The sequence below is a fragment of the Stenotrophomonas sp. ASS1 genome (genome assembly GCF_004346925.1).
GTDB lineage: Bacteria > Pseudomonadota > Gammaproteobacteria > Xanthomonadales > Xanthomonadaceae > Stenotrophomonas > Stenotrophomonas maltophilia_A.
On the sequence record NZ_CP031167.1, the window covers coordinates 123,364 to 144,003 of the forward strand.

Here is a 20,640-nt window from a genome sequence, read left to right on the forward strand (position 1 = left end):
AGACCATGCCTGGCATCCTCTGGCGATCACCCCAGACCCAGCGCATCGCGTAGCGCCACGATGTGCGCGCGGCCAACAACCAGCTCGCTACCGTCGCTCAGCACCAGCCAGTAGCGGCTGCCGGAACCAGCATGCAACGTACGCACGTGCCGCAGGTTGACCAGGTGCGATCGATGGCAGCGGACGAAATCCTGAGGCAGTACTGAGGCCAGTGCAGTCAGGGGTTTGTCATGCAGCTCGCTGCGGCCATCGCGCATGCGCACCTGGCTGTAGTCGCCATCTGCCGCGATCCACATCACCTCCGAGAGCTCGACGGTTGCCGTTCCCTGCGCACGCCAGATGCCCAGGTAGCGTGCCCGGCCTGAACGCATACCGCTGGTATCGAACAAGCGTTCCAGCGCCTGACCAAGGCGTTCGCGCGCAAAGGGCTTGGGAACGAAGTCGAGCACGCCGTGTTCAAATGCCTGCAGCGCACGATCACGGTGGGCCGACACCACTACGCACTGGTAGCGGCCGGCTACCGCACGCCGCAGCAGTTCGAAACCGTCCTCGCCCCCAAGGTTGAGGTCCAGCAGCAGGCCGTCGTAGACATTGCGCTGCAGGCGGTCGCCGGCTGCCTCCAGATCGGCCACGGCATCGAAGCGTGCGCGCGTGCCTGCCAGCTCGGCGCACAGCCGCTGCAGGCGTTGGCGTACCAGCGGTTCGTCTTCAACGATCAGGATGCGCATGTCAGTTCGATCCGTCCGCACCATTGGTTGCCGTCGATGCCTTGCACGAAGCTCCATCCGCCGGGGCTGGCGGCCGCCAGACTGGCTTCGATGTAGCGCGTGCCCGTGCCGCGACCGCGATGCGAGGACGAGCCGTGCGCGCTGTGCAGTTCCAGCACCCAGCGTCCATCGCCGCGCTGCACGCGCAGACGGAACGGGTGCTGCGCGCATGCCAGCGCACCGGCGTGCGTCAGTGCGTTTTCCACCTGTGCATGCAGGATGCCGGGCGGCAGCAACAGCGGCGCATCCTCGCCATCCACGTCCAGCACCAGGGGCTGGCCCAGTGCCTGGCCAACGATGTCCAGATGGCTGCGGCACAGGGCCAGCTCGTCCTGCAACGGAATGCTCTGCCGGCTGCTGCTGTCACGCAGCCGATCGAACTGATCGGCCAACGACTCCACCAGGCGGCTGGCACGTGAAGGTGCCTGCTCGATCAGTTCCTGCAGACTTGTGAGGGTGTTCATGAGCCAATGTGGCTGGATGCCTCGCTGCAACAGCTGCAATGAAAGCCGTGCGCGCTCTTCACGCAGCAACGCATTGTGCCGGTCCAGTGCCTGCAGCTGTGCCGCATGACGCAGCAGCAGGAACACCATCAGCACCGCCAGCAGCAGGAAGTACGGCCCATCAAGGAAGGCGCCGCGCGCGACCAGCAACGCCAGCAGACCGGCTAGCAGCAATGCCAGGATCGGCCATCTATCCTCTGTGTCGCCGCGCGCACGCAGCAGCAGCGATGCCGCAGCGAGCAGGCTTAACAAGAGCACTGCCGCCGAGCGGGTGTCAAAGCCAGGCAGGACGATGGCGAGCACCGCGATCACGGACAGATAGACGAAGCACCCGGCACGCGGAACCGCCACCTGGAATCGCCGCGCCAGATAGGCTGGCAGGAGCATGGCCGCGGCTACGTGCAATGCCAGCAGTGCAATCAGGCGCGGGACATGCCACGGGTAGTCATACCCCAGCAGGGAGCGCCACGCTTCCACTGCAGGCAACGCCAGTCCCACCACGCCCAGTGCCAGCAGAAGGCGAGCGCCGGGCGTGCGGGTCTGGCCACGCAGTACCGCCAGGAAATACAGGCTGGCTGCCGCCAGTGCGCCGATGGCGAAGGCCGCAACCAGCCATGGCAGGATGATCTGGCCATACAGCACAGCTGCGGGCGCGATCAGTGCCATCGCGTCGGCGCCATGCAGGGTGAAATGTTGTCGCTGGCTGGATGCAAGCACGACCAGCTCATCGGTGGCATTGCCAGAAGCGGGGGGAAGCACGTGGACAAGGTCGATGCGTCCTGGTTGTTCTTCTTCAGCGGTGCGGCCCACGACGCCATTGCTGATCCAGGGCGTGCCGTTCCAGTACAGCTGGCTGGCAGCGCGCAGCGACAGCCGCAACGTGCGGTCATGATCGTCGGTGCCGGTTGGCGCCGGCACCTGCCAGCGCAGCCAGTACGGGCCGCGCCACTGCGCCAGCAGCTGCTGATCCAGCGGACGCCAGGCCAGGTCCTGCGGCGGCCGCGCAGGCAGGGGGCTGGATGCCCCGGCGTCCGCAGGTGCCATCTGCGCCCCCTGCACGAACACCACGCCGGCGGGTGGCGTCGACACGACCAGCCATGCGGCCACCGCCGCAAGCAGCAGAGCAAGAACAGCCAGGGTACGTGGGATCTGCATGGCGGCCATCGTATCGGTTGCGTGGAGCCATTGGACCGCCTTTTGGAGACGTTCGGCAGGCGGGTGCCCCCACAGCCCTGTGATCGAGCCGATGCTGACCGCGCACGTCCCTCCTTTGGAGCCCACCATGAGCCGCAACGCCTGCACATTGTCCAGCAGTCTCCATCCTCGTCGCTCTGCCCTGGTCGCCACGGTGGCCACGTTCTGTCTGGCGCTCGCTGCGGCCATGCCGGCGCAGGCCACGCCTAGGGCATTGGTGTTCGAGCCGTACACGCTGCAGACCAAAGCACATGGCGCCATCCCTGCAGAGATCGCCGTGCTGGAGGTGCCGCGCCGACACAGCGAGCCGGACGGACCGCGCATGGGGCTGAAGGTGGTACGCCTGCGAGCAACCGGCGGCGATGGCCGCAGCGCCCCCGTGGTTTATCTGGCCGGTGGCTCGGGCGGTTCCGGCATCGATACCGCGCGCGGCCCGCGCTGGCCGGTGTTCGACCAGGTCCGACGCGAAGCCGACGTGCTGCTGCTCGACCAGCGAGGTGCCGGTCTGTCTGAACCACCGCCGGAGTGTCCGCATGAAACCCGCTTCGACGATGGCCAACCACTGCAGCGCGATGCGGCCCTGGCCGCATTGCAGGCGACGGCTGCCAAGTGCGTGGAATTCTGGCGTCAGGCTGGCGTCGATCTGGGCGCCTATACGACCGCCGAGAGCGCCGATGACCTGGATGATCTGCGGCGCGCACTGGGTGTGCCCAGGATCAGCTTGTGGGGCATGAGCTACGGCACCCACCTGGCGCTTGCGACGGTGCGCCTGCACGGCGAAGATCTGGAACGCGTCGTGCTGATGGGCACCGAAGGCCCCGATGACACACTGAAGCTGCCGCTCAGCAGCGATGCGCTGCTACAGGAACTGACGCCACTGGCCCGCAGGGACGGCTTCGATGATCTGGCCGGATCGGCAAAGCGCGTGCTGCAGGCATTGCGTGAGCAGCCGCGACAGGGTCGCAGCCGCATGCATGACGGTCGCCAGGTGACCATCGGTGAATTCGATGCGCAGATCCTGATTGCCAATACTCTTGGCCAGCGGCATACCCAGCAGTGGCTGCCGTTGATACTCCGCGAGGCCGAGCGCGGCAACTACGACCCGCTGGCCGATCTGGTGCTGATCGTGCGCGCACAGTTCGCCCAGTACCCGGCGATGGGGCTGGCCATGGACGTGGCTTCCGGGCAGAGCCCGCAGCGTCTGGCGCGGGTGGAGGCGCAGGCACGCGAAAGCCTGTTCGGCGACGCCCTGAACTTCCCGTTCCCCGCCATCGGCAACGGCCTGGGCCTGGCCGATCTGGGCGAATCCTTCCGCGGGCCGCTGCGCAGCGACGTGCCGGTGCTGTTCATCAGCGGCACGCTGGATGGGCGCACGCCACCGGCCAATGCCGATGCGCTGCGTCCAGGCTTCAGCCATGGCCGCTCGCTACTTGTGCGCAACGCCAGCCATCACCACGAGCTGTGGACCGGCAATCCTGCCATTGCCCGCAGCATCGTCGACTTCCTGGCCGGTCGCATCGTGAACGATGCCGAGCTGGACGTACCGCCGCCGGTGTTCGCCACCAGCAACAGTGGCCTGCTGGGCAGTGGTGGACGCTGAAGGAAGAGCGTGGTGCCGGGCACCCGACGGGTCCGGCACCGTGCTGTTTCCTCTACATTGGGGCAATGAAAGACATCATTGCCCCCCTGAATCGCACGAGCTTGAGCCTTCTTGCGCTGGCCGTGCTCGCCGGCTGCTCCACCACCGCTCCCCGCACCGGAACCGAAGTGCCGACGCCGGTCACGCCGCCCGCTGCCACCTATGCCAAGGCCGCATGGAGCGCACTGCCACCGGTCTCCGACAGCGACCTGCAGGCCGGTTTCGTCGCCTGGCGCAGCAGCTGCACCCGCCTGAAGAACGATGCGGTCTGGGCCAAACCCTGCGCCACCGCCGCGACGGTTTCGGACAAGGACCCGGCGGCGATCCGCCAGTTCCTGCAGCGCGATTTGGATGTCTATGCATTGCGTGCCGGCGGCCACCAGGCCGACGGGCTGATTACCGGCTACTACGAGCCGATCTACCCCGGCAGCCTCACCCGCACGGCTGCTGCCACTGTACCGGTGTACGGTACGCCCGATGATCTGGTGGTGGTGCAGCTGGACAGCGTCTACCCGGAATTGAAGGGCAAGCGCCTGCGCGGGCGCGTCGAGGGCAAGGTGCTCAAGCCCTATGACGACGCCGGCACCATCGCGGCCAAGGGCGCCAAGGCGCCGGTACTGGCCTGGCTGACCGACCCGATGGACCTGCAGCTGCTGCAGATCCAGGGGTCGGGCCGGGTGCGCCTGGGCGACGGCACGCAGGTACGGCTGGCCTATGCCGAGCAGAACGGCCACCCCTACCGCGCGATCGGTCGCTGGCTGGTCGACCATGGCCAGCTGAAGAAGGAAGACGTCACCATGGATGCGATCCGCGCCTGGGCCCGGGCCAATCCCGCGCGCGTGCCGGAACTGCTGCGCAGCAACCCCAGCTACGTGTTCTTCGTGCGCAACCCGGACAGCCCGGAAGGCCCACGTGGTTCACTGAACGTGCCGCTCACCGCCGGCTACAGCGTCGCAGTGGATCGCAGCGTGGTGCCGCTGGGCAGCCTGCTGTGGCTGTCCACCACGCGCCCGGACGGCACCCCGGTGGTGCGCCCGGTGGCCGCGCAGGACACCGGCGGCGCCATTGCCGGCGAAGTGCGCGCGGACCTGTACTGGGGCAGTGGCGATGCCGCCGGCAAGCTGGCCGGCGACATGAAGCAGAAGGGCAACATCTGGATGCTGTGGCCGAAGGGCGTGGCGTTGCCGAACTGAACCGGCAGGGGTCGGATCCCTTTCCGCAGGAAAGGGTTCTGACCCCGGATGCCTGATAATGGCGCCATTCCGAACTCTCCGGCCGCGCCTGCGGCCAGGACCCCTGCAATGAAGAACATCAAGAACAACAACGCAAAGAAGTACTACAAGCACTGGGCCGAATCGGGCCTGGGCAAGGGCAACGTGCTGATGGAAGCCCGTGGCGAGAAGATCGTGCGCCAGGTGGAGATCTACGGCACCAAGATGGTCTGGGCCGACGAGCACGCCCACAGCGATGACCGCTTCCTGCTGGCCGACCAGCCGGTGTCGTTCCTGGATTTCGACGAAGACGACGAAATCTCCGCGCGCGAATTCGAAAGTGCCTGGAAGAAGGCCCGGGAAGCCACCGGCTACCCGGTGTAACGCTGCCCGCCCGGGCTCGGGTCCCTTTCCGCAGGGAAAGGGCTCTGACCCCGGGCCAAGGCTCAGGCAGCCGCGTTGTAGGGTTCGATCCGGGCAAGCACGTCGGCCAGCTTTTCCTTGGTCATCGCGGCATCGAAGTCGGCCTGCAGGCCGATCCAGAACTTGTCGGAAACGCCGAAGTAGCGGGACAGGCGCAGCCCGGTGTCCGCAGTGACTGCGCGATCACCGGAGACAATCTCGCCGATACGGCGTTGTGAGACGCCAATTGCCTTGGCCAGCCGGTATTGGGTGATGCCCAGAGGCTCCAGGAATTCATGCAACAGGATCTCGCCGGGAGCGGGGTAGGGGGCGGTTCGCACTCGCACGACTCCTTCAGTGGTAATCGACAATTTCGACCTCGGCAGGACCTTCCCGAGACCAGACAAAGCACAGCCGGAACCGGTCATTGATGCGGATGCTGTACTGGCCGCGCCGGTCCCCATGCAGCGATTCCAGTCTGTTCGCTGGCGGCAGACGCAGATCCCGCAGATCAGCTGCCACATTGAGCATGGCCAGCTTTCGCAGCGCGGCAGCTTCAATGTGGCGCCATCTCTGCACGCGATGACCATCAAACAGTGCCTGCGTACGTTTGCAGGCAAATGATTGGATCGGCATATTGATAACGTGTGACGATAGTATCGTAAGGCGTTAGTATTCCTTCGGCAAGCATGGCGCGTAATTCCCGGGCGCGACGACTGGCGACGCATTCGACGCGATCCGACCCCGGACCCGCGTTTTGCACTACATTGGTGCAATGTCCGACCCCGCACCCCCGCCGTCCCTCGATGCCCTGGGCACGCCGTTGGCCTGGGCCGGGGCCGATGGCTGCATTGCCGGCTGCAACCCGGCCTTCGCCCGCTGGCTGGGCGTCAGCGTCCGGCGCCTGCTGGGGCGGCCGCTGGCCGCACTGGAAGTGCAGGGCGAGGCACTGGCCCATTTCCTGGCCCGCGATGAGCGCGACAGCCTGCGCCTGAACCGGTTGGCGCTGGCGGTGCCCGGCGAGGCCCCGCGCTTCGCCGAGGGCTGGATGAGCCGCCGCGACGATGGCGGTTGGCTGCTGGAGGCGCATCCGGTTGATGAATTCCCCGGACTCGACCCGACCCAGGCCCTGCCCAGCGCGCTCAGTGCGGCGCTGAAGGGACTGGCCCACGAGCTGCGCAACCCACTGGCCGGGCTGAAGGGCGCGGCCCAGCTGCTGGCCCGCCGCGCGGCCCAACGCGATGCCAGCGAACGTGAGCTGATCGAATTGATCGGGTCCGAGATCGAGCGCCTCAACGGCCTGCTCGACCAGCTGCTGTCGCCGGCCCCGGCCGCACCGCATGCCGAACTGAACATCCACGCCGCGCTGGAACGCGTGCTGCGCCTGGCCGAGAACGAGGCCGGTTGGGCGGTACGCCTGCAGCGCGACTACGACCCCAGCATTCCCGAATTCCATGGCGACGCCGACCGCCTCACCCAGGCAGTGTGGAACCTGGTGCGCAACGCGATCCAGGCCGGCGCCGGCAACATCACCCTGCGTACCCGCGTAGAACACGGTGTACGCATCGCCGAGCAGCTGCACACGCTGGCGCTGCGCCTGGAGATTGCCGACGACGGCCGTGGCGTGCCCGAGGAGCTGGCCGAGCACCTGTTCCTGCCCCTGGTCAGTGGCCGCGCCGAAGGCACTGGCCTGGGCCTGGCGCTGGCGCAGCAGGTCGCGCGCGAACACCGCGGTACGCTGACCTACCGCTCGCGCCCGGGCCATACCGTGTTCACCCTGCTGCTGCCGATCGGCAACGGCGCCGCCCCGGCCGAGGAGGCCCCGCGCGATGTCTGAGTCTTTTTCGTCCCCGCAGCGCATCTGGGTGGTCGACGACGACCGCGCCGTGCGCTTCGTGCTGTGCACCGCGCTGCGCGAGGCAGGCTACCAGGTTGTCGACTTCGACAGCGCCGCCCCCGCCCTGCAGGCCCTGAGCGAGGGCCCGCCGCCGGCGCTGCTGTTCACCGATGTGCGCATGCCCGGCGACGATGGCCTGGTGCTGCTGGACAAGCTCAAGGCCGCGCTGCCGCAGCTGCCGGTGGTGGTGATGTCGGCCTACACCGACGTGGCCAGCACGGCCGGTGCGTTCCGCGGTGGCGCGCATGAATTCCTGTCCAAGCCGTTCGATCTGGACGACGCCGTGGCGCTGGCGCAGCGTGTGCTGCCGGCCGTTGCACCGGCACTGGCGGCGCCCACACCTGCGGCGGAAGCGCATGGCGACCAGCCACCGCAACTGGTGGGCGATACCCCGCCGATGCGCGCGCTGTTCCGTGCCATCGGCCGCCTGGCGCAGGCACCGCTGGCGGTGCTGATCACCGGCGAAACCGGCACCGGCAAGGAGCTGGTGGCCAATGCGCTGCATCGCGAATCGCCGCGCGCGCAGGGGCCGTTCGTCGCGCTCAATACTGCTGCAATCCCGTCCGAGCTGCTGGAAAGCGAGTTGTTCGGCCACGAAGCCGGCGCCTTCACCGGTGCCCAGCGCCGCCATATCGGTCGCTTCGAGCAGGCCAACGGCGGCACGCTGTTCCTCGATGAAATAGGCGATATGCCGTTGCCGCTGCAGACCCGTCTGTTGCGCGTGCTGGCACAGGGCGAGTTCTTCCGCGTCGGTGGCCGCGAGTTGATCCGCGTCGACGTGCGGGTGATTGCCGCCACCCACCAGGATCTGGAAGGCCTGGTCGCACAGGGGAAGTTCCGTGCCGATCTGCTGCATCGCCTGGACGTGGTGCGCCTGCAGCTGCCACCGCTGCGCGAGCGTCGCGAGGACATCGCGCAACTGGCCAGCACCTTCCTGGCCGCCGCCGCACGCAAGCTGGATACGCCGCCGAAGCGCCTGACCGCTGCCGCACTGCAGGCGCTGCGCGAACACGACTGGCCGGGCAACGTGCGCGAACTGGAAAACGTGTGTTGGCGGATGGCGGCGCTGGCCGCCGCTGACACCATTGGTGTGGCCGACGTCGATACCGCGCTCAACCGTACGCGCGGTCGTCGCAGCAGCACCACCAACGCCGATCCGGGGCAGTGGGAGGCGCTGCTGGCCGAATGGGCACGCCGTCAGCTGGCCGAAGGCGTGGAAGGGCTGCACGCGCAGGTGCGAGAGCGGGTCGACCATGCCCTGCTGGAGGCCGCGCTGCAGATCACCCATGGCCGCCGTGCCGAAGCCGCGGCCCGCCTGGGCCTTGGCCGCAATACCCTTACCCGCAAGCTGGGCGCCGGGCGCCGTCGCGGGGGCCATTGAACGGTCCCTGCACGCGATCCTCGCGCCCGCTTGCCGAACCGTTGATCGTTCATGGACGATGCCGTCCGTAGTGTCACCTGCAAGGAGTCTTCGATGCGTCTGTCCTTTGCCATCCTGCCGTTGTCCGCCGCCGCGCTGCTGTCTGCCTGTGGCAGTGCGCCGAAGAAGGCCGAACCCACCCCGCCACCGCCGACCGTGGTCAGCGCCGCCAAGCAGGCCGAGGCCAATCTGTCGCCGGCCTCGGCCAGCATCGTCAGTGGCCGCATCGCGCTGATGGTGGAGCCCGGTGGCATCCACATCACCGGGCTGATCGGTGGCCTGCAGCCGATGCAGCAGGCCGGTTTCCACATCCACGAGCGCGGCGACTGCAGCGCGGTGGATGCCAGCAGTGCCGGCAACCACTTCAATCCCGGTGGCGCTGCGCATGGCCGCGCCGGCACCGGCAAGCACCACCTGGGCGACATGGACAATCTGCGTGCCGACGCCCAGGGCCGCGCCAACGTCGATATCCACCTCAAGGGCGTTACCCTTGGCGGAGGCGCCGCCACCGATATCGCCGGACGTGCACTGGTCGTGCATGCCAACGCCGACGACTATCGCAGCCAGCCCGCCGGCAATGCCGGCGTCCGCATCGCCTGTGGCGTGATCCGGGTTGTCCGCTGATCACTGCAGGCATCATCCAGGGAGAGATTCCATGCGTTTGATCCACACTTCGCTGTTCGCAGCCATTGCTGCACTGGGCCTGGCGGCCTGCAACCAGCAGCCGGCCGCGCCGCAGGCTGAAACCGCGCCGGCCGCTCCGGCCGACGGCGCCACCGCCGAACCGGCCGCAGCACCTGCACCGGCTGCCGATGCCTCGGCCACGGCCGAGCTGGCGCCGACCCAGGGCAATGAGACCAAGGGCAGCGTCACCTTCAAGGTGGTTGACGGCAAGGTCCACGTGACCGGCCAGATCAGCGGCCTGAAGCCGGGCAGCGAGCACGGCTTCCACATCCACGAGAAGGGCGACTGCAGCGCGCCGGACGGCATGAGCGCCGGTGGCCACTTCAACCCGGGCAAGCAGGATCACGGCAGCGTGTCCGCCGATCCGCACCACGGTGGCGACATGCCCAACATCAAGGCCGACGACAAGGGCGTGGCCACCATCGACGGCCCGGTGTCGAGCAACGTCAACATCGGCAAGGGCGATGACTTCGACATCATCGGCCGCGGCCTGATCGTCCACGCCGATGCGGATGACTACAAGACCCAGCCGACCGGCAACGCCGGTGCGCGCCTGGCCTGCGCAGTGATCCAGAAGGCGCAGTAAGCCATCAGAAAACGCCGGCGCAAGCCGGCGTTTTTCTTTATCGGTAGTGCCGGCCGCTGGCCGGCAATCGCAGATCCGGAGGTCGCCGGCCAGCGGCCGGCACTACCAACAGGCCACCCGCATCAGCGCGCCAGCAATTCGCGCGCGTCCTGACCGGCCTCGCAGTGCACGAACAGCACCGGCACGCCGTGCGCTTCCAGCACCGCGGCCATCTGCCGCTGGCGCATCAGGAACTGCTCGTAGATGCCCTTCAGGCGGTCGCAGTCGTTCTTGCCGTGGTTGTAGTGCGCGCACCAGCCGGCCGGATCGAACAGCGCCATGCGTGCCTCGCCGTGCGTGTAGCGCAGCAGCGGCTCGGGCGCGGCGTTGAGCCATTCGTCCTCGCCCGGGGCCATGATCGCGGTCTCGATCAGCGGCCACAGCGCGGCCAGGCCCTGATTGTCGTACTGCATCGACATCATCGCGGCCAGATCATTCACGGTGAAATAGCGCGCATGCTCGATGCGGGCACCGAAGGTGTTCTGCGCCATCAACGCGGTGTCGGCATGCGCCATGCCGTTGGCCAGCAGCGTGTCTTCCAGCGCCTCGGCCACTGCATTGGTCGTCGCCACGTCGCTGCCGGTCAGCAGGAACGGCACCACGCGCAGGCCACCGCCCACCAGGCTGGCATCGGCCTGGAACGGCAGCGGCACGTCACCGTTGGCATCGGTACCGAAGGCCAGCAGGCGCGGGCCCTGGTTACGGCCCGGGGCACGCATCTGCAGTTCTTCCAGGCGGCGATGGATCGGCCAGCCCGGGCGCAGTACTTCGGCCGGGTCGAAATGGGCGGCGGCGAACACCAGGTCCAGCTCGGCCACCTGCGGCACCAGCTTGGACAGGTCGCGGCCGACGCGATCGGCCAGTTCACCGGCCTGTTCGGCGCTGAGCACCGCCTGGCGGGGGATTTCGCCGCCGGCCAGTTCCAGGGCCAGCACGCCAAGGGCATTCATCGCGGGGTCGGGTTTGCTCATGGTTCCACGGTTGGCCCATCACAGGGCGGCAGCTACACTTGGCTCCATTATGCCTGCTCCGTCGTGCAGGCCATGTTGCAGACACCCTCATCCATGCCAGGTATCTCCATGCCCAACGCTCGTCCCGTCGCCATCCTCGGTGGCGTCCGCATTCCGTTCTGCCGCCAGAACACCGCGTATTCGGATGTCGGCAACCTCGGCATGTCGGTCCGTACGCTGGGCGCGCTGGTTGAACGTTTCGGCCTGCATGGCCAGCAGCTGGGTGAAGTGGCGATGGGTGCGGTGATCAAGCACTCCAGCGACTGGAACCTGGGCCGCGAAGCCACGCTCTCTTCTGGCCTGTCGCCGTTGACCCCGGGCATCACCCTGCAGCGCGCCTGCGGCACCTCGCTGGACAGCATCATCACGGTTGCCAACAAGATCGCGCTGGGCCAGATCGAATCGGGTATCGGTGGCGGTTCGGACACAACCTCCGACGTGCCGATCGTCTACGGCAAGAAGCTGCGCGCGCGCCTGCTGGCCGCCAACCGTGCCAAGAGCACCGGCGACAAGATCCGCGCGCTTACCGCTGGCTTCAAGTTCTCCGAGCTCAAGCCCGAATTCCCGGGCGTGGCCGAGCCGCGCACCGGCAAGAGCATGGGTGACCACTGCGAGGACATGGCCAAGGAATGGAACATCTCGCGTGACTCGCAGGACGAGTGGGCGGTGTCGTCGCACAAGAAGCTGGCTGCTGCCTATGAGCGCGGTTTCTTCAACGACCTGATCGCACCGTTCCGTGGTGTCGAGCGTGACAACATCCTGCGCCCTGATACTTCGCTGGAGAAGCTGGCCACGCTGAAGCCGGCGTTCGACAAGGTCTCCGGCCGCGGCACGCTCACCGCCGCCAACTCCACGCCGCTGACCGACGGCGCCGCCGCCGTGCTGCTGGCCAGCGAAGAGTGGGCGCGTGCCCACGGCCATGAGCCGCAGGCCTATCTGCGTGACGCGCACGTCTCGGCGGTGGACTTCGTGCATGGCGAAGGCCTGCTGATGGCGCCGACCGTGGCCGTGCCGGAGATGCTCAAGCGCAACGGCCTGACCCTGCAGGACTTCGACATCTACGAGATCCACGAAGCTTTCGCCGCGCAGGTGCTGTGTACCCTGCGTGCGTGGGAGAGCGAGGATTACTGCCGCAATCGCCTGGGCCTGGATGCACCGCTGGGTCGCATCGACCCGGACAAGATCAACCTGCTGGGCTCGTCGCTGGCCACTGGCCACCCGTTCGCGGCGACTGGCGCACGCGTGATCGCCACCGCGGCCAAGCAGCTGGCCGAGCGCGGCGGTGGCCGCGCGCTGGTGTCGATCTGCACCGCCGGCGGCATGGGCGTAGTGGCGATCGTCGAGCGCTGATCGCTGCGACCGCGCGCCAACCAAGGTTGGCGACTACCGGGAATGCGCGTTGGATCTGCTTTGGTAGATGCCGACCTTGGTCGGCCATGCGATGTCATCGTTCGGAAGATGTCAGAGCGCCAACCAAGGTTGGCGACTACCGGGTTCCACAGATGAAAACGCCGCCCAATGGGCGGCGTTTTTCTGCTCCGGTGGGTGCCGACCGTTGGTCGGCACGCTTCACGGCAACCGTGGATTGCCGAATTCGTCGCGCTCTTCGTTGGCGTCATACACCGGCGGCTGCACCGTAACCGGCTGCTCCTCCACCGTGGCACGCAGCGGCGCTTCGGTGCCGCGCACCAGTTCCACGCTGTCCTCGCCACGCTGCAGTCGCAGCGCATTGGCCAGGCACTGCGCAGCCAGCGCGTGCTCGCCACGCTGTGCGAACAGCTCACCCAGTGCCTCCCACGCCGGGGCACCGGCGCCCGCGGCGATGGCCTCGTGCAGGAACGCATCGGCGGCATCCCACTGCTGCTGGGCCAGGGCCACGCGGCCCTGTGCCAGGCGCAGCGCAGCCGAGCTGTCGTGCACGTTGCGCCAGCGCGCGAGGTTGGCCTGACGCGTGGCCAGGCGCTCGGCCGGCAGGCGGCCATACAGCGCCACCAGTTCGTCATCCCAACGCTGGTCCAGTGCCTGTTCCAACGCCAGCAGCGCCGGTTCGTCCCAGTTCAATGCAACCGCACGGCTGGCATACGCACCCACCACGTCCGGGGTTGGCCGCAGCGCCTTCGGCGTGGCTTCCCACTGCGCGGCCAGCGCATTGACGTCGGCTGCTTCCAGCAGCGCCTGTGCGGCCAGGCGTGCTTCCAGTTCGCTGTTGGCGTCGGCCGGCAGCACCTTGCTCTGGCGCAGTGCACCCAGCTGGCCATACGCCTCGTGGGCGCGGCCGGCCTGTGCCAGCGCTTCGGTACGCAGCCACAGGCCGCGCGGCGGCAGCGGCTGGATCGTCGCCACATCCAACGCGTTGATCGCATCCACCGGCAGATCGCGCGCCAGCAGCTGTTCGGCGCGCAGAAGCGCCTGCAGGGTGGCATCGCTCTCGCCCAGGCGCTGCAGCAGGGCTTCACCGGCGGGGCCGTCGGCACGTGCCTGCGCACTGCGCACGGCATTGGCCAGCGCCACCGCGCTCACTTCCGGATCCTTGGCGGCACCATCCAGCAGCTTTTCCGCGCGCTGCCACTGGCCGTGCTCATAGGCCTGCAGGCCGTCGATCAGGCGCACCCGGCCCTGCTTGCGGCGGTAGCGGCCCCAGGCGCGGAACGGTGCAGCGATCAGGCTCCACAGCAGCCACAGCACCAGCACCGCGATCACCGACAGCAGTGCCACCTTGGGCAGGTTGCTGTGGTAGTCGTAGCCGCCGTAGCGCAGGGTCACTTCGCCGAAGCGGTTGAGGTCATCGGCGCCGAGCCATTGCGCGGCCACCACGCCGATGGCCACGGCCAGCAACAGCACGACCAGGGATTGCAGGGGTTTCATGGGGGATTACCTCCGGTCGGTCTGGGTGCGCAGTTGCTGCAGGGTGCTGCCAAGAACGCTGTTGCTGGCCTGCAGCGGAAGCTCGCGCAAGGCCTTCAGTTCAGCACGTTGCGCGCGCAGGGCCGGTGAATCCGGCCAACGCCGCTGTGCCCAGTGTTCCACGCGCGCCAACGCGGTATCGCGACCGGTGCGGTCGCCACGTTCGATTGCGGCACGCGCCAGGGTCAGTTCCAGTTGCAGCGCATCGTCGGCATTGCGGCGTTCGGCGGCGGTCAGCGGGCCATTCTGGCGGCTCGGGGTGATATCCACGAACGGAGCCAGCGTGGCCTGCCACCAAGGCTTGCCGGCGCCGGGCGCGGTGCCACCCGTCACCTGCGAGGGCAGGCCCTGCAGGGCCTTGGCCAGGGCATCCAGGCGTTGCAGCGATTGCACGCGCGGGCCGGTGCCCAGCGCATCCAGTGCATCGCGTTCCTGTACCAGTGCCTGGCGCAGGTTCAGGCCGTCGCTGTCGGGCAGATCGGCTAGCGCGGTGGCGGCCTGTGCATACAGGCGGCGTGCGCCTTCCACGTCGTCGGCGTAGTTCAGGCGTTGCGCCGCCTGGGTCAGCAGCAGTTCGGCCTCATCGCGCTGTACCGCCTGACGCCCCTGGTTGGCGCTGTCGGCCAGCTTGGCCAGGTTCTCTTCCAGCAGCGCACTGCGCTGGGAAAGGCCCAGCATCTCGTCGCGCAGCACGCGGTTGGTGGTCGCCGCATCCTGCAGGCGCTGGCTGGTTGCGCGCTGGTCGCGGCGCAATGCATCCAGCGTCGCCTGCAGGCCCTGCAGCTGTACGGCCGTGGTCTGCGCCTGCGCTTCCTGTTCGTTTTGTTGCTGCTGCCAGACGTACCAGCCGGCATAGCCGCCCACGCCAAGCACGACCACCCCGGCCAGCGGCAGCAGCCAGCGCACGGGTCGACGGGGCGGGGAAACGGGCGGAGTCTCGTTCATGGGGCTTCCTTGTCGGCACCGTCGCCGGTCAGGTTCCGGCAGGCCGCGTTGTGCACAGCATCACTGTTGCCGACCACAGCGGCAAGCGTGACCCACGTCCCTGTTCAGTTCGCTGCCGGGACGGTGAGCGTGGCGTGTGCAGCCGCCACCAGCTGCGCGGTGGTGGGCCCGGCCGCGCGCACCACGCGCTGCAGCCCCAATGCGTGCGCCTGTTCGCCCAGCCGTTCGCTGGCCACGACGGCGGTGGCATGTGCCTGACAGCGTTGCTGCAATGCCGGCGGAAGCTGCTGCCAGAAATGCAGCAACGCCTCACCACTGCTGACCGCCAGCACCCACGGATACGCTGAATGCGCCAATCGAGCCAGCGTGCGTGGCGACAGGCGCAGCAGGCGACGCTGATAGACATCGGCGCGCTCGATGCTGCCGCCGGCCGCCTGCAGTTGCGCAGCAATCAGGCCGCGCCCGCCGGGGGCGGTCACCAGCCCGATGCGCAGGCCGCGTACGTCCGCCAGTACCGGCAGCGCCAGCAGGCCCTCGCTGTCCATCCGCTGCGGCGCATGCACCTCGGCGACACCCTGCGCCCGCAGCGCGCGCGCGGTGCCTTCGCCCACGGTCAGCCACGGGCTGCGTTGTGCCTCGGCCAGTGGCAACAGGGTGGCGGCTGCGGTAACGGCGGCCGGGCTGGTGAACACCACCCGATCGCAGTTCAGCGCGCGTTGCAGCTGGTGCACCACTGGCGTGCCGTTCAGGCGCTGCAGGCGCCAGGGTGGCAGGGCCAGCACATGCCCGCCCAGCCCAGCAACGGCGCGGCGCAGCGCGGAATTCTGGCCCTGCGGTCGCAGCGAAATGAAGGTCCAGCCCGGCTCGGAACCGGCGGCGCCAGTGGGTATCGTATGGTCGGCCATTGCCTGCATTATGCGGGCCCTTCGTTGTCGTGGTCCCTGCTCCGATGTCCGTTGATGCTCTGACTTCCTCGCTGGCCGCCCTGCAGGACGTGCTTGACTGCATGCCGGCGGTCCGCGCCATGCAGATCCAGCTCGACGGCTATGCCGATGGCGTGCTGCGCATCACCGCGCCGCTGGCCGCCAACGTCAATGACAAGGGCAACGCCTTCGGTGGCAGCCTGGCCTCGGTGCTGACCCTGTCCGGCTGGGCACTGGTCAGCCTGCGCCTGCGCCTGGCCGGCCACGATGCCGAGGTCTACGTGGCCGACAGCAACCTGCGCTACCTGGCACCGGTCTACGAAGACCTGCACGCCCATGCCGAAGCGGCCGAGGCCACTGGCTGGGATGCCTTCCTGAACACCTTCCGCCAGCGCCGCAAGGCCCGCATCAGCATCATCGCCACCCAGCCCGGTGCCGATGGCAAGCCCGCCGCCGAGTTCAGTGGTCGCTTCGTTGCCTTCGCCAAAGGGTAGGATGGCAGGCTGACGTTCTGGGGAAACCACCGATGCGCCGCCTCATCCAGTTCCTGATGTGTTCCCTGCTGCTGGCCAGCGCCGTGGCTTCGGCAGACGACCTGAGCCGCAAGCAGCGCAAGCTGCTGGAAGAGACCCAGATCGCCTACGGCGCCACCATCCGCTGGGGCAGCATGGACGATGCCATCGGCTATCTGGACCCCAAGCTGCGCAAGGAAAAGCCGCCCACCGAGTTCGAGCTCAACCGCTACGCGCAGCTGCGCGTGTCGTCCTACCGCGAGCGCAGCAGCGCCGCGCTGGACGGGGGCCTGGTCGAGCGCCGGGTCGAAATCGGGGTGATCAACCAGAACACCCAGGCCGAACGCACCGTGGTGGTGGTCGAGCGCTGGCGCTGGGATGCCGAGGCCAAGCGCTGGTGGCAGACCGCCGGCCTGCCGGACCTGTGGAAGGGGCAGTGACGGGCCGCGTCCGGCTTGTGCGACAATCGGCGCCCGCTTAATCGACCCGTGACCTGAGTGAATTACGAAGAGTTGCTGGCCTTTGCAGGCCGAAACCCGATGCTGTCCGCGGCCCTGGTCGGCCTGACCGTGGCCATCATCGTCACCGAGATCCGCCGCCTGTTCCGGGGCTTCAAGGGCATCAAGCCCGCCGAACTGACCCAGCTGATCAACGCGGGTGGCACGGTGGTGGTCGACCTGTCGGCCAGCGGTGACTTCGAGAAGGGCCACATTGCCGGCAGCCGCAATGCCCAGGCCAGTGCCTTCGGCCCGGACAACAAGCTGGTGGCCAACGCCAAGCAGTCGCCGGTGGTGCTGGTGTGCCGCAGCGGCAACGCCTCGGAAACCGCCGCCAAGGCGCTGAAGAAGGCCGGCTTCGAAAAGGTCTACGTGCTCGACGGCGGCATTCCCGCCTGGCAGCAGGCCGAGCTGCCGCTGGTCAAGGGCCGCAACTGATTGCCGCAGGTGGCGGATCCGGCCTTGTATGGGCCTGATCCCGCCCCCATCGCAGTAGTTCGACCATCGTTTTCATTGCATTCACCTGGAGTTACTGGAAATGTCCGAAGAGATCACCAACGGCGCCGCTGCGCCGGTCGATGCCGCCACCGGCCCTGCTTTCACCGTCGAGAAGATCTACGTCAAGGACGTCTCCTTCGAGTCGCCGAACGCTCCGACCATCTTCAATGACCAGGTGCAGCCGGAACTGCAGCTCAACCTGAACCAGCAGGTGCAGCGCCTGGGCGAGAACGCCTTCGAAGTCGTGCTGGCCGTGACCCTGACCTGCCAGGCCGGTGAGCGCACCGCCTACGTGGCCGAAGTGAAGCAGGCCGGCGTGTTCGGCCTGGTCGGCCTGGACCCGCAGTCGATCGACGTGCTGCTCGGCACCCAGTGCCCGAACATCCTGTTCCCGTACGTGCGCCAGCTGATCAGCGACCTGATCCAGGCCGGCGGCTTCCCGCCGTTCTTCCTGCAGCCGATCAACTTCGAAGGCCTGTACGCAGAAACCCTGCGCCAGCGCCAGGAGCAGGGCGACGCACCGTCGCTGGCTGACTCCGAGCCGGCTGGCAACGCCTGATCCCTGCCGCGACGTCACGGATGAGCACTACCGCTGACAAGATCGCCGTGCTTGGCGCCGGTTCCTGGGGAACCGCGCTGGCCAGCCTGCTCGCACGGCACGGTCACCCGACCGTGCTGTGGGGGCGCGACGCTGCCGTGGTCGAGGCCATCGACCAGCGCCACGAGAACCCGCGCTACCTGCCGGGCATCCCGCTGCCGGACAGCCTGCGTGCCACCACCGACCTGGCGTCGGCAGTGGAGGGCGCCGCCTGGATCCTGGTGGTCACCCCGTCGCATGCCTTCGGTGAAACCGTGCGTGCGCTGGCGCCGCTGCGTCCGGCCGGTGCCGGCGTGGCCTGGGCCACCAAGGGCTTCGAACCTGGTTCGGGCCGCTTCCTGCATGAAGTGGCGCGCGAAGTGCTGGGTGAGGACGTGCCGCTGGCCGTCGTCACCGGTCCGTCGTTCGCCAAGGAAGTGACCCAGGGCCTGCCGACCGCGATCACCGTGCACGGCGACGTGCCCGAGTTCGCGCAGACGGTGGCCGAGGCGATGCATGGCCCGGCGTTCCGCGCCTACACCGGCGACGACATGGTCGGTGCCGAGCTGGGCGGCGCGATGAAGAACGTGCTGGCCGTGGCTACCGGTGTGGCCGACGGCATGCAGCTGGGCCTCAACGCCCGTGCCGGCCTGATCACCCGTGGCCTCAACGAGATGCTGCGCCTGGCCGCGGCGATCGGCGCCAAGCCGGAAACGCTGATGGGCCTGGCGGGCCTGGGCGATCTGGTGCTGACCTGCACCGGCGACCTGTCGCGCAACCGCCGCCTGGGCCTGGCCCTGGGCCGTGGCCAGACGCTGCAGGATGCCGTGCGCGAAATCGGCCAGGTGGTCGAGTCGGTGCAGACCGCCGACGAAGTGATGCGACAGGCACGCCGTCATGGCATCGACCTGCCGATCTCGGACCGCGTGCGTGCCGTGCTGCACGGCGAGCAGACGCCTGAAGAAGGCCTGCGCGCGCTGCTGGCACGGGAACAGAAACCGGAGTATCCGGACACGCTGTTCAAGTGAATCGAAAAACCCCGGCTACGTGCCGGGGTTTTTTTATGTGTGTGGCCCATCCACGCATGGCGTGGATCTACTCCGGAATCCGCTTCTGGTAGCAGCCAACCTTGGTTGGCGCCCGGTAGCGCCGGGCCATGCCCGGCGGAATCCATCACCGCGCCCGCGGCGGTGCGTTGCCGTTGTCCATGTCCGAGAAGATCAACCACGGCCCGTCGCCCACGCGCTTCAGCGTCAGCGTGAACTTGCCGGTGTCCCCCACGTTGTTGCCGTAGGTGTAGGCACCGATGATGTAGCCGACGTTCCCCTCCACCGCGTACGCCAACGCACGCAGCCGCAATGGGCTGCCGCCCTGGCCGGCATACGCGGCTTCGATCGCGCTGCGCCCGCGCACCGGTAGCTGGTTGCTCTGCAGCACAAAACCATTCTCGGCGAACAGCGCAGCCAGCGCCCTGGCATCGCCCGTGCGCCACGCCTGCTCGTAGTCGCGCAGCACGCGGTCCAGCGGCGCGGGCAGGGCCGCATCAGGAAGAGGCTGTGCAGGTTTCGCGCCTTCAGCATCGTGGGCGATGGCCGGCGATGCCAGCAGCAGGGCACTGCAGAAGATCACGGCGAGTCGTGTGCGGGCCATGCGTCCGGCTCCAGGCGATGACGGGAACGTGCGAACGCATCCTAGCGCGCTGCTGGTTAGAATCACGCAGGCGCCCGCGCGGCGGCATGCACCGCAGATCAGACAAGGACAAGGAATGAAGATTCGAATCACAGGGATGGCACTGACGGTCGCACTGCTGGCCGCCTGCGGACAGGCACCAGCGCCGGATGCAGCACCGACCGCACCGGCACCAACCACCGAAGCACCTGCGGCCACGGCAACGGTGGTCGAGCAGGCGCCGTCCATCGAAGACGGCGTAGACCCTTCGGTGTGGGACAACGAAGGCGAACCGGAAGACCCGGGTGCTGGCGGAGAACTCACCTGTGCGGACAACCCGCTGGCGACGCATTTCTTCACCCTGGTGGGCGGTAACACCGTGGACGACTGCGGCCGCAAGGACCCGAAGGTGCTGGCCGCGTTCAACGCCCTGATGAAGAACACAGCCGCGGCCGAATCTGCTGACAAGGAGATTCCGTCGCTGCGCGAACGCCTGTTGAGCGGGCCCAGCGGGCCTGGCGAACTGATGGTGCTGCAGGGCGAGCCATGGTGGTTCTACACCGCCTGCCAGGCCCACGACTGCCCCGGCACCGCATTGGCGATGCTGTACTCGCCCGATCAGTCGAAGATGGTCGGCCGCCTTACCGCGCGCTGCAGAATCTGGTGGCTGGGTGAACCCAGCGACGAGCAGCGCGCGCTGATCGAGCGCGAGCAGCCGGTGGACAAAGCGATGCTGAAGGAAGAAGGCGAGTCCTGCGAGTAAT

At 67.9% G+C, this 20,640-nt stretch carries 23 protein-coding genes; 14 read left to right on the forward strand and 9 right to left on the reverse strand.

Annotated features, from left to right (window positions below; all coding sequences use genetic code 11):
• Positions 1-26 precede the first annotated feature (26 nt).
• On the reverse strand, positions 27-728 hold the full coding sequence (locus MG068_RS00525; RefSeq protein WP_132808735.1) for a LytR/AlgR family response regulator transcription factor: 702 nt from the start codon (positions 726-728) through the stop codon (positions 27-29).
• Complete coding sequence (locus MG068_RS00530; protein ID WP_132808737.1) at positions 716-2,425, reverse strand: histidine kinase; 1,710 nt, start codon at positions 2,423-2,425, stop codon at positions 716-718. The genes MG068_RS00525 and MG068_RS00530 overlap by 13 nt, the downstream gene beginning before the upstream one ends.
• Before the next feature lie 127 nt (positions 2,426-2,552).
• Here MG068_RS00530 and MG068_RS00535 point away from each other — a divergent pair, with 127 nt between their 5' ends.
• The 3 genes from MG068_RS00535 to MG068_RS00545 all read left to right on the forward strand — a co-directional run bounded on the left by MG068_RS00535 (position 2,553) and on the right by MG068_RS00545 (position 5,698).
• Positions 2,553-4,064, forward strand: coding sequence for an alpha/beta hydrolase (locus MG068_RS00535; RefSeq protein WP_132808739.1), 1,512 nt, complete (start codon positions 2,553-2,555; stop codon positions 4,062-4,064).
• Positions 4,065-4,129: 65 nt separating this feature from the next.
• Positions 4,130-5,296 carry a murein transglycosylase A gene (mltA, locus tag MG068_RS00540; protein WP_132808741.1) on the forward strand — a complete coding sequence of 389 codons (1,167 nt, stop codon included), beginning with the start codon at positions 4,130-4,132 and terminating at the stop codon, positions 5,294-5,296.
• A gap of 108 nt (positions 5,297-5,404) precedes the next feature.
• Entirely contained in the window at positions 5,405-5,698 is a 294-nt protein-coding gene (locus MG068_RS00545; RefSeq protein WP_014035514.1) for a hypothetical protein, read from the forward strand.
• A 62-nt stretch (positions 5,699-5,760) separates the two neighbouring features.
• Here MG068_RS00545 and MG068_RS00550 read toward each other — a convergent pair whose 3' ends face one another.
• Both MG068_RS00550 and MG068_RS00555 read right to left on the reverse strand, forming a co-directional pair.
• Complete coding sequence (locus MG068_RS00550; protein WP_088023180.1) at positions 5,761-6,057, reverse strand: HigA family addiction module antitoxin; 297 nt, start codon at positions 6,055-6,057, stop codon at positions 5,761-5,763.
• 13 nt (positions 6,058-6,070) lie between these two features.
• Complete coding sequence (locus MG068_RS00555; RefSeq protein WP_014035516.1) at positions 6,071-6,352, reverse strand: type II toxin-antitoxin system RelE/ParE family toxin; 282 nt, start codon at positions 6,350-6,352, stop codon at positions 6,071-6,073.
• 139 nt (positions 6,353-6,491) lie between these two features.
• Between MG068_RS00555 and MG068_RS00560 the strand changes: the two genes are divergently transcribed.
• From MG068_RS00560 to MG068_RS00575, 4 genes are all read left to right on the forward strand, one after another.
• Positions 6,492-7,553: a two-component system sensor histidine kinase NtrB gene (locus MG068_RS00560; protein ID WP_132808743.1), complete on the forward strand. Its 1,062-nt coding sequence runs from the start codon at positions 6,492-6,494 to the stop codon at positions 7,551-7,553.
• Complete coding sequence (ntrC, locus tag MG068_RS00565) at positions 7,546-8,994, forward strand: nitrogen regulation protein NR(I) (RefSeq protein ID WP_107431370.1); 1,449 nt, start codon at positions 7,546-7,548, stop codon at positions 8,992-8,994. Before MG068_RS00560 ends, ntrC begins: the two co-directional genes overlap by 8 nt.
• Before the next feature lie 93 nt (positions 8,995-9,087).
• Positions 9,088-9,657, forward strand: coding sequence for a superoxide dismutase family protein (locus tag MG068_RS00570; RefSeq protein ID WP_004134573.1), 570 nt, complete (start codon positions 9,088-9,090; stop codon positions 9,655-9,657).
• A gap of 31 nt (positions 9,658-9,688) precedes the next feature.
• A complete protein-coding gene (locus MG068_RS00575) occupies positions 9,689-10,303 on the forward strand; it encodes a superoxide dismutase family protein (protein ID WP_049462224.1) in 615 nt (204 codons plus the stop codon).
• A gap of 122 nt (positions 10,304-10,425) precedes the next feature.
• Here the strand turns inward: MG068_RS00575 and MG068_RS00580 are convergent, their stop codons facing one another.
• A complete protein-coding gene (locus MG068_RS00580) occupies positions 10,426-11,313 on the reverse strand; it encodes a hypothetical protein (RefSeq protein ID WP_049423143.1) in 888 nt (295 codons plus the stop codon).
• A gap of 93 nt (positions 11,314-11,406) precedes the next feature.
• Here MG068_RS00580 and MG068_RS00585 point away from each other — a divergent pair, with 93 nt between their 5' ends.
• Complete coding sequence (locus tag MG068_RS00585) at positions 11,407-12,702, forward strand: acetyl-CoA C-acetyltransferase (protein WP_099551602.1); 1,296 nt, start codon at positions 11,407-11,409, stop codon at positions 12,700-12,702.
• A 219-nt stretch (positions 12,703-12,921) separates the two neighbouring features.
• On the opposite strand, the gene MG068_RS00590 is transcribed toward MG068_RS00585, so the two are convergent.
• From MG068_RS00590 to MG068_RS00600, 3 genes are all read right to left on the reverse strand, one after another.
• Entirely contained in the window at positions 12,922-14,217 is a 1,296-nt protein-coding gene (locus MG068_RS00590) for a heme biosynthesis HemY N-terminal domain-containing protein (RefSeq protein WP_032130162.1), read from the reverse strand.
• Between the two features lie 6 nt (positions 14,218-14,223).
• On the reverse strand, positions 14,224-15,201 hold the full coding sequence (locus MG068_RS00595) for a uroporphyrinogen-III C-methyltransferase (protein WP_132808745.1): 978 nt from the start codon (positions 15,199-15,201) through the stop codon (positions 14,224-14,226).
• 104 nt (positions 15,202-15,305) lie between these two features.
• Positions 15,306-16,115, reverse strand: a complete 810-nt coding sequence (locus tag MG068_RS00600; RefSeq protein ID WP_049462221.1) for a uroporphyrinogen-III synthase — start codon at positions 16,113-16,115, stop codon at positions 15,306-15,308.
• A gap of 35 nt (positions 16,116-16,150) precedes the next feature.
• On the opposite strand from MG068_RS00600, the gene MG068_RS00605 reads away from it, so the two are divergent.
• From MG068_RS00605 to MG068_RS00625, 5 genes are all read left to right on the forward strand, one after another.
• A complete protein-coding gene (locus MG068_RS00605) occupies positions 16,151-16,618 on the forward strand; it encodes a YiiD C-terminal domain-containing protein (protein WP_005407593.1) in 468 nt (155 codons plus the stop codon).
• 32 nt (positions 16,619-16,650) lie between these two features.
• A complete protein-coding gene (locus MG068_RS00610; protein WP_049423133.1) occupies positions 16,651-17,076 on the forward strand; it encodes a hypothetical protein in 426 nt (141 codons plus the stop codon).
• Positions 17,077-17,133: 57 nt separating this feature from the next.
• Positions 17,134-17,571, forward strand: a complete 438-nt coding sequence (locus MG068_RS00615; RefSeq protein WP_004134671.1) for a rhodanese-like domain-containing protein — start codon at positions 17,134-17,136, stop codon at positions 17,569-17,571.
• Between the two features lie 100 nt (positions 17,572-17,671).
• A complete protein-coding gene (gene secB, locus MG068_RS00620; protein ID WP_005407596.1) occupies positions 17,672-18,190 on the forward strand; it encodes a protein-export chaperone SecB in 519 nt (172 codons plus the stop codon).
• Positions 18,191-18,210: 20 nt separating this feature from the next.
• Entirely contained in the window at positions 18,211-19,236 is a 1,026-nt protein-coding gene (locus tag MG068_RS00625) for an NAD(P)H-dependent glycerol-3-phosphate dehydrogenase (RefSeq protein ID WP_005407597.1), read from the forward strand.
• A 145-nt stretch (positions 19,237-19,381) separates the two neighbouring features.
• On the opposite strand, the gene MG068_RS00630 is transcribed toward MG068_RS00625, so the two are convergent.
• Positions 19,382-19,858 carry a YybH family protein gene (locus tag MG068_RS00630; RefSeq protein ID WP_132808747.1) on the reverse strand — a complete coding sequence of 159 codons (477 nt, stop codon included), beginning with the start codon at positions 19,856-19,858 and terminating at the stop codon, positions 19,382-19,384.
• Between the two features lie 115 nt (positions 19,859-19,973).
• Between MG068_RS00630 and MG068_RS00635 the strand changes: the two genes are divergently transcribed.
• Positions 19,974-20,639 carry an Ivy family c-type lysozyme inhibitor gene (locus MG068_RS00635; RefSeq protein ID WP_049398602.1) on the forward strand — a complete coding sequence of 222 codons (666 nt, stop codon included), beginning with the start codon at positions 19,974-19,976 and terminating at the stop codon, positions 20,637-20,639.
• The last annotated feature ends 1 nt before the right edge of the window (position 20,640 follow it).

Bases quoted from the DNA above. Each gene is read 5' to 3' on its own strand.
- MG068_RS00525 (WP_132808735.1), bottom strand. From the start codon at position 728: ATGCGCATCCTGATCGTTGAAGACGAACCGCTGGTACGCCAACGCCTG.
- MG068_RS00530 (WP_132808737.1), bottom strand. From the start codon at position 2,425: ATGCAGATCCCACGTACCCTGGCTGTTCTTGCTCTGCTGCTTGCGGCG.
- MG068_RS00535 (WP_132808739.1), top strand. From the start codon at position 2,553: ATGAGCCGCAACGCCTGCACATTGTCCAGCAGTCTCCATCCTCGTCGC.
- mltA (WP_132808741.1), top strand. From the start codon at position 4,130: ATGAAAGACATCATTGCCCCCCTGAATCGCACGAGCTTGAGCCTTCTT.
- MG068_RS00545 (WP_014035514.1), top strand. From the start codon at position 5,405: ATGAAGAACATCAAGAACAACAACGCAAAGAAGTACTACAAGCACTGG.
- MG068_RS00555 (WP_014035516.1), bottom strand. From the start codon at position 6,352: ATGCCGATCCAATCATTTGCCTGCAAACGTACGCAGGCACTGTTTGAT.
- MG068_RS00560 (WP_132808743.1), top strand. From the start codon at position 6,492: ATGTCCGACCCCGCACCCCCGCCGTCCCTCGATGCCCTGGGCACGCCG.
- ntrC (WP_107431370.1), top strand. From the start codon at position 7,546: ATGTCTGAGTCTTTTTCGTCCCCGCAGCGCATCTGGGTGGTCGACGAC.
- MG068_RS00570 (WP_004134573.1), top strand. From the start codon at position 9,088: ATGCGTCTGTCCTTTGCCATCCTGCCGTTGTCCGCCGCCGCGCTGCTG.
- MG068_RS00575 (WP_049462224.1), top strand. From the start codon at position 9,689: ATGCGTTTGATCCACACTTCGCTGTTCGCAGCCATTGCTGCACTGGGC.
- MG068_RS00580 (WP_049423143.1), bottom strand. From the start codon at position 11,313: ATGAGCAAACCCGACCCCGCGATGAATGCCCTTGGCGTGCTGGCCCTG.
- MG068_RS00585 (WP_099551602.1), top strand. From the start codon at position 11,407: ATGCCAGGTATCTCCATGCCCAACGCTCGTCCCGTCGCCATCCTCGGT.
- MG068_RS00590 (WP_032130162.1), bottom strand. From the start codon at position 14,217: ATGAAACCCCTGCAATCCCTGGTCGTGCTGTTGCTGGCCGTGGCCATC.
- MG068_RS00595 (WP_132808745.1), bottom strand. From the start codon at position 15,201: ATGAACGAGACTCCGCCCGTTTCCCCGCCCCGTCGACCCGTGCGCTGG.
- MG068_RS00600 (WP_049462221.1), bottom strand. From the start codon at position 16,115: ATGCAGGCAATGGCCGACCATACGATACCCACTGGCGCCGCCGGTTCC.
- MG068_RS00605 (WP_005407593.1), top strand. From the start codon at position 16,151: ATGTCCGTTGATGCTCTGACTTCCTCGCTGGCCGCCCTGCAGGACGTG.
- MG068_RS00610 (WP_049423133.1), top strand. From the start codon at position 16,651: ATGCGCCGCCTCATCCAGTTCCTGATGTGTTCCCTGCTGCTGGCCAGC.
- secB (WP_005407596.1), top strand. From the start codon at position 17,672: ATGTCCGAAGAGATCACCAACGGCGCCGCTGCGCCGGTCGATGCCGCC.
- MG068_RS00625 (WP_005407597.1), top strand. From the start codon at position 18,211: ATGAGCACTACCGCTGACAAGATCGCCGTGCTTGGCGCCGGTTCCTGG.
- MG068_RS00630 (WP_132808747.1), bottom strand. From the start codon at position 19,858: ATGGCCCGCACACGACTCGCCGTGATCTTCTGCAGTGCCCTGCTGCTG.
- MG068_RS00635 (WP_049398602.1), top strand. From the start codon at position 19,974: ATGAAGATTCGAATCACAGGGATGGCACTGACGGTCGCACTGCTGGCC.